Source organism: Turicibacter sp. T129 (assembly GCF_025594975.1).
Lineage (GTDB): Bacteria > Bacillota_I > Bacilli_A > MOL361 > Turicibacteraceae > Turicibacter > Turicibacter bilis.
Window position 1 is genome coordinate 31,788 of the sequence record NZ_JAMQUU010000018.1, and the last position, 17,716, is coordinate 49,503.

The following is a 17,716-nucleotide window of genomic DNA, read 5'->3' on the forward strand; positions in this document are numbered from 1 at the left end:
GGTGAAGTGTGTCAAAAAGTTGTGATATCGATGTTGTAAACGGTTAACTATTGCGTCATTTGAATGGTTTTACAAGAAGTTAGATTTTCAAACAAGAGTGTAAATGCTAAAATGTTGTTATATGTTAAATCTTGTTTAACAGGGGGGATATACGATGAGAGTATACGAATTTGCTAGAAATTATGGGATGACAAGCAAGGAGCTTGTAGCCATTTGTCATGAAATCGGAATTGAAGTTAAAGCTCAGTCTAAATTAGATGAAACACAGTTAGCAACATTAAGCCGTCATATTTGTCGTGGAAAAGATACGAATGAAACTATTGAAACAACACCTAAAGTAGTGAAGAAGTCAAGGGAGGCTAAGACTATTGCTTATGTCGTGACTGAATGTGAACCATTTACTTCGTTAGGAGAATTGGGAAAAACAGCTGCCGCTTTTGCAACTCAAACAATTAAAGACGGTCGCTCATTAATCATTGCTTTACCTAAGTATAAAGAAATTACGGAAGTTTACGGAACGACTATGGAATGGTTAATGGACTTACCAATTAAAGTAGGATCGACAGAAGCTCGAGCTTCTCTTTTTAAATTAGTTCAAGACTCAGTGACTTATTTATTTATCGGAAATGATGGATATTTTACGCGTGAAGAAATTTATGGGTATGAAGATGATGCTGAGCGCTTCGCCTTTTTCAATCGTGCAGTGCTTGAAGCTCTTCCATATCTAGGAACAAAAATTTCAGAAATTTATGTGAATGATTGGCATACAAGTATGATTCCGCTAATTTTAAATGTCGATTATAAATATCATTCATTCTATCAAAAGGTAAAAACGACGTTAAACATTCATAACTTAGAATATCAAGGATGGTATAGCGCCGATATTTTACCAAATGTACTTGGAATTAGTCGTCAATATTATGACAATGGATTAACGCGCATGGGAGATTCAGTGAACTTACTAAAGAGTGGAATTGAAACAGCAACTCGAATTCAATTAAATGAGATAAGTACAGAACAACTAAAACTACCTCAAATGCATGAGAGTGGAATTGCTGCTGTTATTGAAGGGAAATTAAATCATAAAGCATCTTAATGTTGAATCGTTAGACTGGGGGGATGGATGAATTGTCATTCATGAACCACAGTCTTTTTGTTTTAAAAGTAACTATATTCATACAGAAATATTCTCTATATTTATTATGGTAAACTAGATGTTTAACATTTATGAGGTTCAAGGCATACTATAGACCAGACGTTACCTAGTGATTTCTGTAAGAAATCTAATCTACAATTACTAGGGCTTAACAAGTTTTTAGCGTTCAAAAACTTATCTGGACTTATATATCTTTAGAACATCGTGCTTAAAGATAGGATTTTTTCCATAATAGTAGTATAGTAATAAATGAAAGTTATTTTATAAGCGAAAAGGTGATACTTATGAAAATAGGACGTAATGATAAATGTTGGTGTGGAAGTGGAAAGAAATTTAAACAATGCCATTTGCCAATTGAAGAGAAAATCGCTAAACATTATCATCAAGGTGATGAAGTTCCAACACGTGAGCTTTTAAAAACAAAAGAGCAAATTGAAGGAATTCGTCATGCGGGTAAAATCAATACGATGGTACTCGATAAAATTGCAGAAGTTATTAAAGAAGGTATGAGTACGGAAGAATTAAATAAAATTGCTCACGAGTATACAATCCAATTAGGCGGAACGCCAGCCCCATTAAATTATCATGGATTTCCAAAAAGTATTTGTACTTCAATTAATGAAGTTGTTTGTCACGGAATTCCAAGTGATGATGAAGTCTTAAAATCAGGAGATATCGTAAATGTTGATGTGACAACGATTGTTAATGGATATTATGCGGATGCGTCACGTATGTTCATGATTGGTGAAGTTGATGAAGAAAAACAAAAATTAGTCCGTATTGCTAAAGAATGTTTAGATCTTGGACTTGCTGAAGCGAAGCCTTGGGGATATATCGGTGATATTGGAGCAGCTATTTCTGAGTATGCTGCTAAAAATGGCTATACAGTTGTTCAAAACATTGGTGGACATGGGGTTGGTGTTGAATTCCATGAAGAGCCATACGTTAGTCATGTTGGAGTTCGTGGAACAGATTGCTTAATTGTCCCTGGGATGACATTTACGATTGAACCAATGATTAATATGGGCGTAGCTGAAATTGAAGAACATGAATCAGATGGATGGACGATCTATACAGCTGACCGTAAACCATCAGCACAATGGGAGTATACGATTTTAATTACAGAAGATGGAGCTGAAATTTTAGCTTATTAATAAAAATAAAACACCTCAAAGCAGAAGAACCTGTGATGAGGTGTTTTTTTGATGTTAAAGATGTCACCCTCTACTGATAAGAAGTATTAGTATTTTTTAGGTGAAAAAATACAAAAACATTAGAAATCGTTTACACCAAGTTGGATGTGTGATAATATCTATTTGTAAAAGTGATAAAATTTTACTAAAAAAGGGGAAGTAAGAATGAAAACACCGCAAGATATTCAAGCACTATTAACGAATCCTGAAATTTTTGAAATTAATCGTTTAAAAGCTCATAGTGACCATCGTTATTATCAAACGTTAGAAGAGGCGATGAATAAATCAGAGATGTCATGGCGTCAATATTTAAATGGGGAATGGTTATTTAAGTATAGTGAAAATGTTACGACACGTCCAGAGGGGTTTGAGGCGTTAGAAGCAGATTGTTCAGATTTTGAAAAAATTTTAGTACCGGGGCATATTCAATTACAAGGATATGATAAACCACACTACGTCAATACACAGTACGCATGGGATGGGCATGAAGAATTAAAGCCGCCTTATATCCCTGTTAAATATAATCCAACAGCTTCATATGTGACTTATTTTGAAGTACCGGATGAGTGGAATGGACAAAGAGTTTGTATCTCATTCCAAGGAGTGGAGACGGCGTTCAATGTTTGGTGTAATGGGGAATACGTTGGATATAGTGAGGATAGTTTCACACCGAGTGAGTTTGATTTAACAGAGTATATTAACCGTGAAGGTCAAAATAAATTAGCCGTACAAGTTTATAAATGGTCAACTGGAAGTTGGTTAGAAGATCAAGATTTCTGGCGTTTATCAGGAATCTTCCGTGACGTTTATTTGTTTACTACTCCAACAACTCATATTGAAGATTTATTTGTAAAAACTCATTTAAAAAATAATTATCAAGACGCAACTGTTGAAGTGGAGTTTAATGTAACGGGAGAAGAATCAACCATCGTTGCTAATTTAGTCGATGCACAAGGGCGTAGAGTATCTGCTGGAACGTGTGATGTCATCGATGGAACGGCCACTTTATCGTTAGAAGTTGAACATGCGAATTTATGGAGTGCCGAATATCCTTATTTATATGAGTTACAATTAGAACTAAAAGTGAATGGAGAAGTCGTAGAGGCTGTTTGCCAACGTGTCGGAATTCGTGAGTTTAAAATGATTGATAAAGTGATGTGCATCAATGGAAAACGCATTGTTTTCCGTGGGGTCAATCGTCATGAATTTAGTGCAACATATGGGCGTTCTGTTACAAAGGAAGAGATGGAGTGGGATGTTAAATTCTTAAAAGAGCATAACTTCAACTCCGTTCGTACGTCACATTATCCAAATGCATCGTATTTCTATGAATTATGTGATGAATATGGATTATACATGATTGATGAAACAAATTTAGAAACACACGGAACATGGCAACGTATGGGGGCAGTTGAAGAGAAGGATGTCACTATTCCAAATGGCCGTCCAGAGTTTTTAGAAATCATTTTAGACCGTGCCAAGTCAATGCTTGAGCGAGATAAAAATCATCCAAGTATCGTGATTTGGTCATGTGGGAATGAAAGTTATGGTGGAGAGAACTTATACAAAATGTCACAGTACTTTAGAGACCGAGATAACACACGTTTAGTCCACTATGAAGGAGTGTTCTGGGATCGTCGTTTTAATGATACATCAGATATGGAAAGCCGTATGTATGCAAAAGTGCCAGAAATCCGTGAATTCTTAGATAATAATCCAGAAAAACCATTCATTTTATGTGAGTATACACATGCTATGGGGAACTCAAATGGTGGAATGGATCGTTATATTGAATTAGAAGATGAATATGAAATGTATCAAGGTGGTTTCATTTGGGATTACATCGATCAAGCCTTATGGTCGAAAGATCGTTATGGCAACCCATACTTAGCATTCGGTGGAGATTTTGGTGATCAACCAACGGATTATAACTTCTGTGTGAATGGAATCATTTATGCAAATCGTGAGGTTTCACCAAAAATCCAAGCGATTAAGGGAGCTTATCAACCATTTGCAATTGAAGTAAAAGATACAGGAGCAGACATCTATAATAAACATTGCTTCACTGATTTAAGTGAGTATGTCATTAAGTGGCAAGTTGAAGAAGGTGACCAAGTGATTGCTAGTGGAGAAACAGTTGAAAAATTAGCTCCATTAAGCAAAGCATTTATTGATTTAGGAATTAATCTAACTTCATCTTCACTTGAACAAGTGGTTACTGTATCAGTTTGTTTAAAAGAAGCGACAGCTTATGCTGAGGCTGGACATGAAATCGCATTTGGACAACGTGTGATTGAAGCGGTGAAAGAAGAAGTAAAACGTGAAGTTAAAGAGTTTAACATCGCTGAGGGGGATGTTAATGTTGGAATTAATGGAGATGGGTTTGAAGTTATCTTTGCAAAAAACTTAGGCCGTATCGTTTCATTAAAATACGATGGAGTTGAATATATTCATCAACCAAACTTATCGTTAATGCCAAGTTTCTGGCGTGCATCAACGGATAACGATCGCGGAAATCAAGCACCAGTTCGTATGGCACAATGGAAATTAGCAAGCTTATATGCCTTTCATGAAAACATGGAAATTAACCGTCGTGTTGATGGATTAGAAGTTATCTTTACTTACAATTTAAATACAATGCCTGTTTCACACGTAGTTGTTAAATACTTCATTAACTCTTATGGACAAATTCATGTCACAATGAGTTACAATGGGGTTGAAGGATTACCCAACATGTTCAAGTTTGGGATGGATTTAGCAATCCCAGCTGATTTTGATACGTTAACTTGGCGTGGATTTGGACCAGATGAAACATATGCAGACCGTGAATTTGGAGCACGCCTTGGAACATTCACTAATAAAGTGGTTGATAATGTAGCGGGATATGTTATTCCACAAGCATGTGGTAATCATACAGGAGTACGCTTTGCTACTGTAACAAATGAAGAAGGAAAAGGATTACGCATCAGTGGAGAAACACCATTAAGCTTCAGTGCGCTTCCGTATTCAGCCCATGAATTAGAAGCTGCTTACCATCACTATGAATTACCACCAGTACACAAAACAGTATTATCTATCAACTTAAAAGAAATGGGAGTTGGAGGCGATGATTCTTGGGGGGCTCGTCCAGAAGAATGCTTCGAAATTCCAGCAAACCAAAACTATGAATTTAGCTTTGTCATTGAAGCGGCAAAATAATTTTAAATATCACATACTTAAAACATACAAAAAATGTGCGATCTCATTTTTAGATTGCACATTTTTTCTTTATACAGTTATTCACACACTCAATTGATTTGTACATGAAAATATGATTGAGGATTGTTATATATCAAGAATTGGGATGGTCGCAGAAGTTTGCGATACGTTTTCTTTGAACGAGTCGTTATTATAAGGAATATGATTTTATTAGAAGATGGCAGTTATGTGTCAGAAAGGATTGTGATTTTGATGAGAATGTATCAGGTTCAATTTCATTCGATTGAAGATGTTAAAGCGTTTGTTAATATTGCGAACCACTATGGCTATGAAATTCAATTGCAACGAGATGCATATCAAGTAGATGCTAAATCGATTTTAGGGGTATTAAGTTTAGGTATTGGAGTACCTATGACTGTTCGTGCACATACGTTGAATGCTTCGGTATTAAAGGGTGAGTTAACACCTTACTTAATTTAAGATGTTACTGTTAATAGACATTTTTAGACAAATGAAGTGCTCATTAAAAGGGACATGTGTAAAACATGTCTTTTTTATTTTAGTAAGATGGGATTTTGTAAGATTGTTTTAAATGAAAGGATAAAAGAGTCTATATTATTATTTTTTTTCGTAAATATCAAACACAACGTTGGTAAAATGCGTTAAAATGTAATCGTTACCAAGAAGTGTGAGAGAAATGATCACGGAAGGTAAAATGATAGGATAGATAGCAATTGATTAAGCACTATTTTCTGATAAGTGTAAAAAATCAATGCCATTGTCTATCATGAGAAAAAGTTAAACATTAGTAGTAAAGTTAACTATGCAGTGAAGATTATCTAAATCGTGAGGGGGAATTATTAAATGAAAAAGGTAATGTCAATCTTATTAGCAACGGGTTTATCTGTAGCGGGATTAGTAGGGTGCAGTAATGATGCACCAAAAGATGAAAATAAGGTACAGTCAACAGATGATGGAAAAACAGTCGTTAAATTATGGTTAGATTATGATGAATATGCAGAGGCTTTAGAAGAGGCAGTTGAAGCAAAATACCCACAGTATGATATTCAGTGGGAGCATGTGGAGTCGACAGATACTCGTACAAAATTAGAGTTAGATGGTCCAGCGGGGGTAGGGCCAGATATCTTCATTCAGCCACACGATGGAATGGCTCAATCAATTCAATCACAAATCTTATTACCCTTAGGTGAGAAGTTAACAAGCCAAGTTCAGGAGCGTTTCATCGAGGGATCAGTACAAACAGTTGAGTTTGACGGAACGTATTATGGGGTTCCACTATCAACTGAATCAGTTGCATTTTTCTATAATAAAACATTATTAGATAAATATGGATTTGAAGTAGCGGAAACTTGGGATGAGATTAAAGCTCAAGGGGACGAATTTAATAATACAGCAGAAAATAAATTTATCATTCGAATGGAAACAGGAAATTCATATACGATGCACTTTTTCTTAACTGCATTTGGATATCAATTATTTGGACCAGATCATAATGATCCAGAAAAAATTAACTTTAATACTCAAGAAGTAATTGATGGGTTAACTTATTATCAATTGATGAGAAAATATTTAGATGTCCCTTACGCTGACTTAACAACAGATACTGTTGAAGTTGAATTTGCTAAAGGAACAGTTCCTTATATTATTGTTGGACCATGGGCGATTTCTGAAATTCAAAAAAATGCTGATTTTGAATGGGGAATTACAACTATTCCAACAATTAATGGTAATCAGCCTGTTACATTCTCAGGAAATATTATTGCGTGTATGAGCTCTTATACAAAAAATGCTGAAGCAGCTCGTGAAGTGTTAGAATTTATGGTTTCTGATGAAGGATTAGAAATTCTTTATAAAGTTCGTGGATCTATTCCGGCTTTAAAAGATCCAAGTGTTATCGATGGCCTTTCTGATGATCAGTATGTAATGGGGATCTTAGAACAAGCTCAGTTCTCTGAGGCAATGCCAAGTATTCCTGAAATGGCAAGCTTTTGGACACCAGCGGAAACATTATATCGTTCAGTTTGGGAAGGTTTAGCAACTCCTGAAGAAGCAGCAGCTAAAGCGTTAGAAGATTTTAATGCAGCATTAGAATTAACAAAATAATGAATAAGAGGGCAACCGTCCTCTTTTTTCATGACTAAAAAACTGAGACTCTTACCATCGAGTCTCAGTTTTTCTCTATTTTAAAATTTTTATCCAATGATAGGGATCTTCAACTCGCCCCCATTGAATGCCAGTTAATGTATCATATAATTTTTTAGTTAATTTTCCAGTTTTGAAATTATTGATTATTACTGTTTCATCTTTGTAATGAATCTCTCCGATAGGTGAAATAACGGCTGCTGTTCCCGTTCCAAAAGCTTCTTTTAAAGCGCCAGTTCGTCCTGCTTCCATGAGTTCATCAATACTTAAATGACGTTCTTCAACAGTTACTCCCAAATCTTTTAAAAGAGTAATGATTGAATCACGAGTGATACCAGGTAAAATAGAACCTTCTAGTGGGGTCGTTACAACGGTGTCATTAATTAAAAACATAACATTCATTGTTCCAACTTCTTCAACGTATTTTCGATGAACACCATCTAACCAAAGCACTTGGGTATAACCATTTTGTTCAGCTTTGACTTGAGCTGCGATACTTGCTGCATAGTTACCTCCGCATTTAGCAAAACCAGTTCCTCCTTTGACAGCTCGTACATATTCATCTTCAACCCAAATTTTTACTGGATTGACTCCTTCAGGATAGTAGTCACCGACAGGTGAAAGGATAACGACAAATTTATATTTTTTCGAAGGATGTAATCCAACTCCTGATTCTGTTGCAAAGCAGAATGGGCGAATATAAAGTGATGTTCTTGGTTCTTTTGGTACCCAGTCTTGTTCGTATTTGACGAGTTCTTCAATTCCCTTTAAAAATAAATCAACTGGAACAGGAGGCATACAAAGACGCTCATTTGATTTAATTAAGCGTTGTGCATTAATTTCTGGACGGAATAGGGCAATGCTCCCATCAGTATGTCGATAAGCCTTTAACCCTTCGAATGTTTCTTGGGCATAGTGTAAGACCATGCAAGCAGGATCCATTTCAATCGGTCCGTACGGTATGATTCGTCCATCGTGCCAACCGATTCCTTCCGTATAATCAATGACTAACATATGGTCAGAAAAATGACGACCAAATCCTAATTTTGTCTCAACTGGTTTTTCTTTTAATTGTTTTGCGCGTTCGATTTTAAATTCCATGCACATTTCTCCCTTCTATTAGTTAGGGTGTTATACCTTTTTTAGAGGAGGATGACAAGATTAAAATTCATTTAGTCTGCAATATTTTCAACACCCTTGTACATAAAATAGATTTCATGATCATGGAATTTATTTTTATGATAGAAATCAGCGACAATCAGATTATTTGTCATTAAAGTTAACCCAGCCAATTTTTGTTCTTTTGAATATTTAGTCATATATTTGAGTAACTTTGAACCGTATCCCCGTTGTTGTGAGTCTGGATCAATAAAGAATTCATCAATAAAGAGCTCATCTTTATACCACCATGTTCGTTCATGGCAAAGTGCAGCCCCAATTAGTTCTTCCTCATCATTTAAAAGAAGAAATCCAACAAAGCGTGGAATCTGACTTAATTCTGCAATATATTTTTTTGATTTTATTTCTGACCAATGACATCCCCATTGCTCATTGTTATAAACCTTTTGTAAAAGTTCTGCGCATTCCTCTAAATACTCGGCCTCATAATAAGCAATTCGCATTTATAGTCCCTCCCTTCTTCTGTCTATTGCTAACATATGAGATAAAGAGATGAATTATTAACTATATAGAAGTAGAAATGTACTTTACAATTCTATATCAGTCTTAGTTGGTTATTCCCTTTGATACGTAGGCATTCTGTAGTCCAGAGGCTCCTGGCATTTTCGAAGAAAATGTTTCTTCAACTGGTAGGGCTTGGGTCACCTAGTGATTTCTGAAAGAAATCTAATCCTCAACTGCTAGGGCTTTAGTTTTTAAGATGTAAAAAACTTATCTGGACTTATATATTTCCTAGATGAAACAGTCAACATGTAAGATTAAGTGGACTTTGATGAATGGAGTAAAAAGTGCATAGTAAAAGGGCTGTCTCATGTTGAGACAGCCCTTTTGGGTTATTTTGTGAAGGTGAATGTTGTGCTTTGTGAGTAAGCTTCACCTGGTTTTAAGAGTTGTGATTCAAAATCAAATGGAACTAAGTGTGTTTCAAAACAAGCGCCTAAATGGGGTTCTCCGCGACGGCCGTTTTCAAAGACTAAATCTTCAGTTAAGAAGTTACCAGCGTAAAATTGCATAGAAGGCGATGTTGTTGAAATTTTTAACGTACGATTTGATGTTAAATCTTTAAATGTTACGACTTCTTTCGTATCCGATAAAATGTATAGGTGATCGTATCCCGATGCTTTTTCGAATACTGGTAATACTTCTTTTGTTTCCGGATTGATGATAGTCGGTGTATTGAAATCGAATAGTGTATTAGAAACAGGGATTAACTTTTTAGTAAATGATAAGTTATCATCAATTTCAGCGATATAATCTGCTTTAATTTGAAGTTCGTGATTATAAATGTTCGTGCTTAGATTACCAGATAGGTTAAAGTAAGCATGCTGCGTTAAGTTTACAATGGTGTCTTGATCCGTTGTTGCCTGGTAAGACACAATGAAATTGTTCTGTTCTAATGTATAGCGAACTTTGACATTTAAGTTTCCGGGGAAGCCTTCTGTTTGATGTGGAAGAACCGTTGTTAACTCGTATCCTGAATCAACTTCAGTAACTTCAAAATCAGCATAAGTTAAGCACTGTGCCCCACCGTGTAAGTTATTTGGTCCATTGTTTAAATCTAATTGATAAGTTTGCCCATTAATCGTAAATTGCCCATTTTTAATTCGATTTGAAGTGCGTCCAATAATGGCATTTAAGTAGCATCCATTATTAAAGTAGCTTTCGATATGATCGTAGTTTAAGACTAAGTTTTGTTCATATTGGTCCTCAGCCATTGCAATTTTAGTGAGCACTCCACCGATGTTTAAAAATCGAACTTCTAATGCTTCATTTTTCATGCTGTATTCAATGACATTAACACCATTGAATGTCCCTTTTTCTAATTTTTTGTAAGTAACCATTTAAAATTTCCCCCTCATCTGATGGTTATAAACTACTTGCTCGCTTAATTAATCGTGTTGGAATGGTAACCTTTTTAGCAATTTCACGATCGTTATTAATACGTTCTACAAGTAAATCTAGTGCAGTTTCACCCATGTGTTTTGTATTCATATCAATTGTTGTTAATGATGGAATGGTATATTGTGATAATGAGATATTATCGTAACTAATGATTGAAACAACATCAGGCACTTTAATATTATTTTCGTTTAATGCTTTTAAGCAGCCAATAGCCATGGCATCTGAAGCGACGATATAAGCATCTAATAATTTTCCTTGTTTAATAATCTCCGACATAATTTCATATCCTGAATCTGCCGTGAAAGCCCCCAAATAAACATTGTTCTGATTGAATGATTTAAGCTTAGACATTTGATTAATGTAAGTTGTTAAACGAATATCTAATAATTCTTGTCCATCTAATGTTTTTTCAATTCCACAGATGAAACCAATTTTTTTCAGTTCTAAATCAAGTAAATAAGAAATGATATCTTTCGTGGCCTCTTTTAAATCGGCCATTACGACATCAATGTTGTAATGTTTAGAGTAACAATCCACTAAAACAAGGTGTTGGTTTAGTGTGTGAAGCGTTTGAATTTCCTCTTCACTGTACTTTCCTAATGCGATTAATCCATCTAAATTCATCGCTGAGATATCATCAAATGATTTCATAGGTAAGTAGATTTTTTGTAAGTTGATATTATGTAATTGGCAATGATTTTCGATAGCTAAACGAATGGACATGTAGTAAGGGTCAGTAATTTCCTCAGCCACTGAGTACCAATAAACAAGTCCAATTGTTAAGGTTATATTTTTTTTGCTTGATTTATTACGTTTGCTTAATGGAACGTAATTTAATTTCTCAGCTGTTGCCATAATTTTTAATCTTGTTTCATCCGATACGTTGAAATTTTTATCTTGGTTTAATACACGTGAAACTGTTGTAATTGAAAAACCAGTTAAATCGGCAATATCTTTAATTTTAGCCATTTGTGATAGCCTCCCTTCGTAAAAAAATGAATGCGTTCATCATTGTTTCGTTTATTATTTTATCATTAAGTTTCATAAAATAAAACAGCATCAACTCAACAAATTCTGAAAAATGTAAGGGTTTTAAGAAAGTTCTATTGATTTTTTTACTAAAAAAGTATAGAATTTTAGTATAGCGATCAGATGAGAGTCAATCAGAGAATGAATAAACATAGAGAGGAAGATTAAAGAATGAATATTGAAAATTTAAAATCAGCATTTGAAAAGGTATTTGGGGAAAATGAAAATACAAAATTATTTTTCTCACCGGGACGTGTTAACTTAATTGGGGAACATATTGATTATAACGGGGGATGTGTTTTCCCATCTGCGATTACTTACGGAACATATGCCGTTGTTGCACCTCGTGAAGATCAAAAAGTACGCTTATACTCAGGGAACTTTGAGGACCGAGGAATCATCGAGTTCGATTTAACTGATTTATCACATGCAGATGATGAGCACTGGAGTGTTTATGTCAAAGGTGTGATGGTGCAATTTAAAGAAGTAGGATTTGAAATTCCAACTGGATTTGATGCATATGTTTACGGAACCATTCCAAACGGTTCAGGACTATCATCATCAGCTTCGCTCGAATTACTAGTTTCTCAAATTTTAAAAGAATTACATGGATATGACATTTCAATGATCGATATGGTGAAATTATCTCAAAAAGCTGAGAACGTTTATGTTGGGGTGAACTGTGGAATCATGGATCAGTTTGCTATCGGAATGGGGAAAAAAGATTACGCGATTAAGTTAAATACCAATGATTTAAGCTATGAGTATGCGAAAGCAAACCTAGGAGATAATTCCATTTTAATTATGAATACTAATAAAAAACGTGAATTAGCAGATTCAAAATACAATGAACGTCGTCAAGAATGTGACGCCGCATTAGAGTTATTAAAAACAGTAGTAGATATTAACTTCTTATGTGATTTAACAGTTGCTGAATTTGATCGTGTATCAAATGTGATAAATAAAGATGTTTTATATCGCCGTGCTAAACATGCTGTTACTGAAAATGAACGTGTAAAATTAGCGATTGAAGTATTAGCAAGTGGAGATTTACATCGATTTGGAAAATTATTAAATGAATCACATAAATCATTACGTGATGATTATGAGGTTACAGGTAAAGAGTTAGATACAATTGTTGAATTAGCGTGGGCGCAAGAGGGTGTATTAGGAGCACGTATGACGGGTGCTGGATTTGGTGGATGTGCCATTGCGTTAGTTCGAAATGATGCAGTAGAAGCGGTTAAAGAAGCAATCGCTAAAGGATATAAAGAAGCAATCGGTTATGATGCTGAGTTATATGTAGCAACGATTGGAGACGGAACAAAAACATTAGCTTAGTTGACATAAGGGGAGAGTAGAGCATGAATATCAATTATGAAATTAATCGTTTAATCAGTTTTGGATTACAGCATCACATGATTGAAGAGGCAGATTTATTATACGCTGCCAATAAAATCATTGATATTTTAAGAGTTCCATCGTTTGAATATGAAGCGGTGGAACTACCATCAATGGAAAACCCAAGTGAAATTTTAGGGGCTATCTTAGATTATGCAGCATCAAATGGAGTGCTTGAGTGTGACAGCGTGGATCATCGTGATTTATTAGATACTAAAATCATGGATTGTTTAATGCCACGTCCATCTGAAGTGATTAAAACATTTAACAATCTTCATGCTCAAAATCCAGAAGAAGCAACAAAGTATTATTATGATTTAAGCAAAGCTTCAAACTATATTCGCGTCAGCCGTGTAGCTAAAAACTTAAGCTGGAAAACAACAACCCTATACGGGGATTTAGATATTACGATTAACTTGTCAAAGCCTGAAAAAGATCCAAAAGCCATCGCTTTGGCAAAAAGCTTACCAAGTTCAAACTATCCAAACTGTTTATTGTGTAAAGAAAACGTTGGTTATGCTGGAACATTAAATCATCCAGCTCGCCAAAACCATCGTATTATTCCATTAGAATTAACGAATGAAGAATGGTTCTTACAATACTCACCATATGTTTACTACAATGAACATTGCATCGTTTTAAAAGGTGCTCATGAACCAATGAAAATTTCTCGTTTAACATTTGAGCGTTTATTACAATTTGTTGATCAATTTAAACACTACTTCCTAGGTTCAAATGCGGATTTACCGATTGTTGGAGGATCGATTTTAACACATGATCACTTCCAAGGGGGAGCTTATCAGTTCGCAATGGAAACAGCACCGATTTTAAAAACATTAAATGTTTTAAACTTTAAAGATGTTGAAGTTGGATTTGTTAATTGGCCATTAAGTGTCTTACGTTTAAAAGGTGAAAATCGTGAGCGGCTTGTTGAACTAGGAGAAATCATTCTAAACACATGGCGTCAGTACAGTGATGAGGCATTAGGTATTTTTGCCCACACAGATGGGGTGCCTCATAATACGATTACACCAATCGCACGTTTTAAAAACGGAAAATACGAGTTAGATTTAGTGTTACGAAATAACCGTACATCAGACGAGCATCCAGATGGAATTTATCATCCACATGCTCACTTACATCATTTAAAGAAAGAGAACATTGGTTTAATTGAGGTCATGGGATTAGCCGTCTTACCAGGTCGTCTTAAAGATGAGTTAGAAGTAGTGAAACAAGCGCTAGTTGCTCGTGATGCGAATATGTTAGAGGAAGCAGGACTTGAAAAACATCTTCCTTGGTTAAATGAAATGCTAACACGCTACGAATCAGTGGCAGCTGATGAAGCTATGTCTGTTATTGAAACTGAAGTTGGAAAAAAATTTGTTGAAATTTTAGAGTGTTGTGGTGTATATAAATTAACAGATGAAGGATTAGAAGGTATTCAACGTTTTATTAATACTATCAATCGTTCATTATAAGGAGGAAGAGAAATGAAAGTTTTAGTAACAGGTGGAGCAGGGTATATTGGATCTCATGCTGTATATGCGTTAATTGAACAAGGACATGAAGTTGTTGTCGTTGATAATTTAGTCACAGGACATCGTCAAGATGTTCATAAAGATGCAACTTTCTATCATGGAAGTATTGCAGATTATCGTTTTATGACAGAAGTGTTACGTAAAGAAAAGGTAGATGGAGTCATTCATTTTGCGGCTTATTCATTAGTTGGGGAAAGTATGACAAATCCGTATAAATATTATGATAATAATATGAGCGGAACTAATGTTTTATTAAAAGCGATGGTTGACTGTGGCGTTAATAACATCGTCTTCTCATCAACAGCGGCAACATATGGAGAGGCACAAAATATTCCAATTTTAGAAACGGATCCAACAAATCCAACAAACGTTTATGGAGAAACAAAATTAGCGATGGAGCGTATGATTAACTGGTATCATAAAGCTCACGGGGCAAACTATGTGTCATTACGTTATTTTAACGTAGCGGGAGCTCATCCATCGGGGGTAATCGGTGAGAAACATGATCCAGAAACTCACTTAATTCCAATCATTTTACAAGTTGCATCAGGACGACGCGAAGCAATTAATGTCTTCGGAGATGATTATGACACAGCAGATGGAACTTGTATTCGTGACTACATCCACGTTTGTGATTTAGCAGAGGCACATATTTTAGCGATGCAATATTTAGTCAACGGTGGAGATAGTACCATTTGTAACTTAGGAAATGGAGAAGGATTCAGTGTTCTTGAAATGATTGAAGCGGCACGTGAAGTAACGAATCATCCAATTCCGGCAATTATCTCACCACGTCGTGCAGGTGACCCAGCTAAATTAATCGCATCTAGTGTAAAAGCACAAGAAATTTTAGGATGGACACCAAAACATCCAGCCGTTAAAGATATGATTGCCAGTGCTTGGGCAGTCGAAAAACAAAAAATGAATCAATAGAAAAGTCATTCGATAGCATCCATTATTGGGTGCTATTTTTATTTAGGTAAAATTTTAGTTTCATCAAGCGGTTATGAATAATGTCATTAAAAAATAGAATCAGCAGTTAAAGGTTTGAGAGGTAATAATCAGTACTATTTATTTTGAAATAATAAATTTAAAAGTGAACTAGCATTAAGTTGAGCTGCTTAGCTTGTGTTTAGTTTACTTTTTTTATTGTTTTCTATTAAAGATAACCATCTAATATAAATACCTAAATTCTGTGTAATTTTGTATATTTTATACAAAAAATGTGATAAATGTCATATAATTTATATAAATGGACAATGTATGTCCAGGTAAAATGATATAATGTTGAGGAAATGGTATAATAATGTATAAAGAGAAAGATCACAGAGTTCATCGGATTTTATCTATTTATGAGCGTTTAGTAAAGGGAAAGGTATTAAATAAAGAACAATTAGCTTTTGAGTTTGGTGTAAATAATAAGTCAATCCAACGAGATATTGAGCAAATCAAATTCTATTTAGCAAATCAGCCTGAATATGCAAGTTTAGAGTTAAAATATAGCCGTAAATATCGTGGTTATCAGCTACTAGGAAGCGAGAATCAAAACTTGAAACGAGAAGGTTTGTTAGCGATGGTAAAGATTTTATTAGCGAGTCGAGCTTTTAACGAGAAAGAAATGAATTATTTAATTAATACATTACTGAATCAGCTAGAGTTATCGGATCGTAAATTGATTAAAGAGCTCATTGGAAACGAATTATTTAATTATGTTCCATTAAAACATAATCGCGATGTATTAGATAAAGTTTGGGAGTTAAGTGAGATTATTCATAATCGACAGATTATAGAAGTCTCATATATTCGAGGAGACCATAAACGATTACGTCGGCACTTAAAACCAGTAAGTATCATGTTTTCAGATTTTTACTTTTATTTAATTGGCTATATGGAAGAAACGAAATATGATTCATATAGTAGTGAAACACTAAATAATAATTATTTGCGAGTCTTTCGAGTTGATCGATTTGAAAATTATCGTGTAATAAATCGTCAATTTTACTTGCCTTATTCTAACCGATTTGAAGAAGGAGAGTTTAGAAAAAGAATACAGTTTATGTTTCTTGGCGAGTTAATTAAATTAAAGTTTGAATTTTATGGTCCAAAAATTGAACCTGTACTTGATCGTTTACCAACGGCTACCATTTTAGAACAAGACTTTGATAAATATGTAATTGAGGCTGAAGTATATGGTAAAGGGATTGTCATGTGGTTATTCAGTCAATCAAGCAGTATCAAAGTATTATCTCCACCTAGCTTAGTGGAAGAAATGAAAGATGAACTTAGACGTTTATCAAACATGTATAACCTTTAGGGGATCATGTTATTTGGGGTTTTATATCGGCGTGGGAACCGATATAAAATAAATTATGGGTAATGTTTTGATTCAATTGTTTCGTTTTTTAGTGTTGATGGGTTATAAATTTGGGAGATTTATAATCAATGTCAATACAAAATGGGTATTTATTTAGGGTAAATTATTAAGATTAGAGTGATGCGAGAGAGTTTAATTAGCGGGGAAAGTATAAAGTAATAAGGGGTTATTACTTTAATAATGGAAAAATAATTTTTAAATTTTTATTATTTACTTTATGATAGTTTATAAGTTTGAAATGAAGTTTTATATCGGGAAAGCTTCATTAAGCGATTGCTTCTAATTGGGAGGAAGTAGTCGCTTTTTTATTTAGGTATTGTGTTAGCATTATTTGATGAAATTGAATGATATTCTTTTTACTTGGAGAGGATTTCAATCGAATACCATCAAAAAGACACATCTTTTATGTTGAAACCGCATTCAGCATATGGTAAATTAATCTTTGTGACTCACAAGCTCTAATGATAGAGTTATCGTTTCATTCTGAGGGGGATGAAGCAATTGTGATTACACGAAAGGAATGTATTAACTTTTTTTGAAAAATAGGTGATTAATCACTACTTTGTCACCATCACTTGCTTTT

The 17,716-nt window shown here is 34.6% G+C and carries 13 protein-coding genes; 9 read left to right on the forward strand and 4 right to left on the reverse strand.

Translation table 11 applies throughout. The features are described 5' to 3' along the window. Positions 1–154: 154 nt before the first annotated feature. The 5 genes from NEH75_RS03480 (at position 155) to NEH75_RS03500 (ending at position 7,671) form a co-directional block, all read left to right on the forward strand. Entirely contained in the window at positions 155–1,096 is a 942-nt protein-coding gene (locus NEH75_RS03480) for a translation initiation factor IF-2 N-terminal domain-containing protein (RefSeq protein WP_262948547.1), read from the forward strand. Between the two features lie 344 nt (positions 1,097–1,440). Further along, complete coding sequence (locus tag NEH75_RS03485; protein WP_262948548.1) at positions 1,441–2,310, forward strand: methionyl aminopeptidase; 870 nt, start codon at positions 1,441–1,443, stop codon at positions 2,308–2,310. 204 nt (positions 2,311–2,514) lie between these two features. Next, on the forward strand, positions 2,515–5,547 hold the full coding sequence (locus NEH75_RS03490; RefSeq protein WP_262948549.1) for a glycoside hydrolase family 2 TIM barrel-domain containing protein: 3,033 nt from the start codon (positions 2,515–2,517) through the stop codon (positions 5,545–5,547). 252 nt (positions 5,548–5,799) lie between these two features. Further along, complete coding sequence (locus tag NEH75_RS03495) at positions 5,800–6,027, forward strand: HPr family phosphocarrier protein (RefSeq protein ID WP_055244983.1); 228 nt, start codon at positions 5,800–5,802, stop codon at positions 6,025–6,027. Positions 6,028–6,411: 384 nt separating this feature from the next. Further along, the gene (locus tag NEH75_RS03500) at positions 6,412–7,671 is read left to right on the forward strand and encodes a maltose ABC transporter substrate-binding protein (protein ID WP_055304925.1); all 1,260 of its coding nucleotides are present in this window, start codon (positions 6,412–6,414) and stop codon (positions 7,669–7,671) included. 75 nt (positions 7,672–7,746) lie between these two features. Here NEH75_RS03500 and NEH75_RS03505 read toward each other — a convergent pair whose 3' ends face one another. The 4 genes from NEH75_RS03505 to NEH75_RS03520 all read right to left on the reverse strand — a co-directional run bounded on the left by NEH75_RS03505 (position 7,747) and on the right by NEH75_RS03520 (position 11,760). Next, complete coding sequence (locus tag NEH75_RS03505) at positions 7,747–8,811, reverse strand: branched-chain amino acid aminotransferase (protein WP_055304924.1); 1,065 nt, start codon at positions 8,809–8,811, stop codon at positions 7,747–7,749. A 71-nt stretch (positions 8,812–8,882) separates the two neighbouring features. Next, positions 8,883–9,332, reverse strand: a complete 450-nt coding sequence (locus NEH75_RS03510) for a GNAT family N-acetyltransferase (RefSeq protein ID WP_055304922.1) — start codon at positions 9,330–9,332, stop codon at positions 8,883–8,885. Between the two features lie 390 nt (positions 9,333–9,722). After that, positions 9,723–10,730: an aldose epimerase family protein gene (locus tag NEH75_RS03515; protein WP_055243344.1), complete on the reverse strand. Its 1,008-nt coding sequence runs from the start codon at positions 10,728–10,730 to the stop codon at positions 9,723–9,725. A 25-nt stretch (positions 10,731–10,755) separates the two neighbouring features. Next, a complete protein-coding gene (locus tag NEH75_RS03520) occupies positions 10,756–11,760 on the reverse strand; it encodes a LacI family DNA-binding transcriptional regulator (protein WP_055243343.1) in 1,005 nt (334 codons plus the stop codon). A 231-nt stretch (positions 11,761–11,991) separates the two neighbouring features. Here NEH75_RS03520 and NEH75_RS03525 point away from each other — a divergent pair, with 231 nt between their 5' ends. The 4 genes from NEH75_RS03525 (at position 11,992) to NEH75_RS03540 (ending at position 17,073) form a co-directional block, all read left to right on the forward strand. Beyond that, entirely contained in the window at positions 11,992–13,161 is a 1,170-nt protein-coding gene (locus NEH75_RS03525) for a galactokinase (protein WP_055304921.1), read from the forward strand. Between the two features lie 23 nt (positions 13,162–13,184). Further along, positions 13,185–14,699 (forward strand): UDP-glucose--hexose-1-phosphate uridylyltransferase, encoded by a 1,515-nt coding sequence (gene galT, locus NEH75_RS03530; protein WP_055243341.1) that lies wholly within the window; start codon positions 13,185–13,187, stop codon positions 14,697–14,699. Positions 14,700–14,711: 12 nt separating this feature from the next. Beyond that, on the forward strand, positions 14,712–15,692 hold the full coding sequence (gene galE / locus NEH75_RS03535) for a UDP-glucose 4-epimerase GalE (RefSeq protein WP_055304919.1): 981 nt from the start codon (positions 14,712–14,714) through the stop codon (positions 15,690–15,692). Positions 15,693–16,065: 373 nt separating this feature from the next. Continuing rightward, positions 16,066–17,073 (forward strand): helix-turn-helix transcriptional regulator, encoded by a 1,008-nt coding sequence (locus NEH75_RS03540; RefSeq protein ID WP_055304917.1) that lies wholly within the window; start codon positions 16,066–16,068, stop codon positions 17,071–17,073. Positions 17,074–17,716 lie beyond the last annotated feature (643 nt).

Bases quoted from the DNA above. Each gene is read 5' to 3' on its own strand.
- NEH75_RS03480 (WP_262948547.1), top strand. From the start codon at position 155: ATGAGAGTATACGAATTTGCTAGAAATTATGGGATGACAAGCAAGGAG.
- NEH75_RS03485 (WP_262948548.1), top strand. From the start codon at position 1,441: ATGAAAATAGGACGTAATGATAAATGTTGGTGTGGAAGTGGAAAGAAA.
- NEH75_RS03490 (WP_262948549.1), top strand. From the start codon at position 2,515: ATGAAAACACCGCAAGATATTCAAGCACTATTAACGAATCCTGAAATT.
- NEH75_RS03495 (WP_055244983.1), top strand. From the start codon at position 5,800: ATGAGAATGTATCAGGTTCAATTTCATTCGATTGAAGATGTTAAAGCG.
- NEH75_RS03500 (WP_055304925.1), top strand. From the start codon at position 6,412: ATGAAAAAGGTAATGTCAATCTTATTAGCAACGGGTTTATCTGTAGCG.
- NEH75_RS03505 (WP_055304924.1), bottom strand. From the start codon at position 8,811: ATGGAATTTAAAATCGAACGCGCAAAACAATTAAAAGAAAAACCAGTT.
- NEH75_RS03510 (WP_055304922.1), bottom strand. From the start codon at position 9,332: ATGCGAATTGCTTATTATGAGGCCGAGTATTTAGAGGAATGCGCAGAA.
- NEH75_RS03515 (WP_055243344.1), bottom strand. From the start codon at position 10,730: ATGGTTACTTACAAAAAATTAGAAAAAGGGACATTCAATGGTGTTAAT.
- NEH75_RS03520 (WP_055243343.1), bottom strand. From the start codon at position 11,760: ATGGCTAAAATTAAAGATATTGCCGATTTAACTGGTTTTTCAATTACA.
- NEH75_RS03525 (WP_055304921.1), top strand. From the start codon at position 11,992: ATGAATATTGAAAATTTAAAATCAGCATTTGAAAAGGTATTTGGGGAA.
- galT (WP_055243341.1), top strand. From the start codon at position 13,185: ATGAATATCAATTATGAAATTAATCGTTTAATCAGTTTTGGATTACAG.
- galE (WP_055304919.1), top strand. From the start codon at position 14,712: ATGAAAGTTTTAGTAACAGGTGGAGCAGGGTATATTGGATCTCATGCT.
- NEH75_RS03540 (WP_055304917.1), top strand. From the start codon at position 16,066: ATGTATAAAGAGAAAGATCACAGAGTTCATCGGATTTTATCTATTTAT.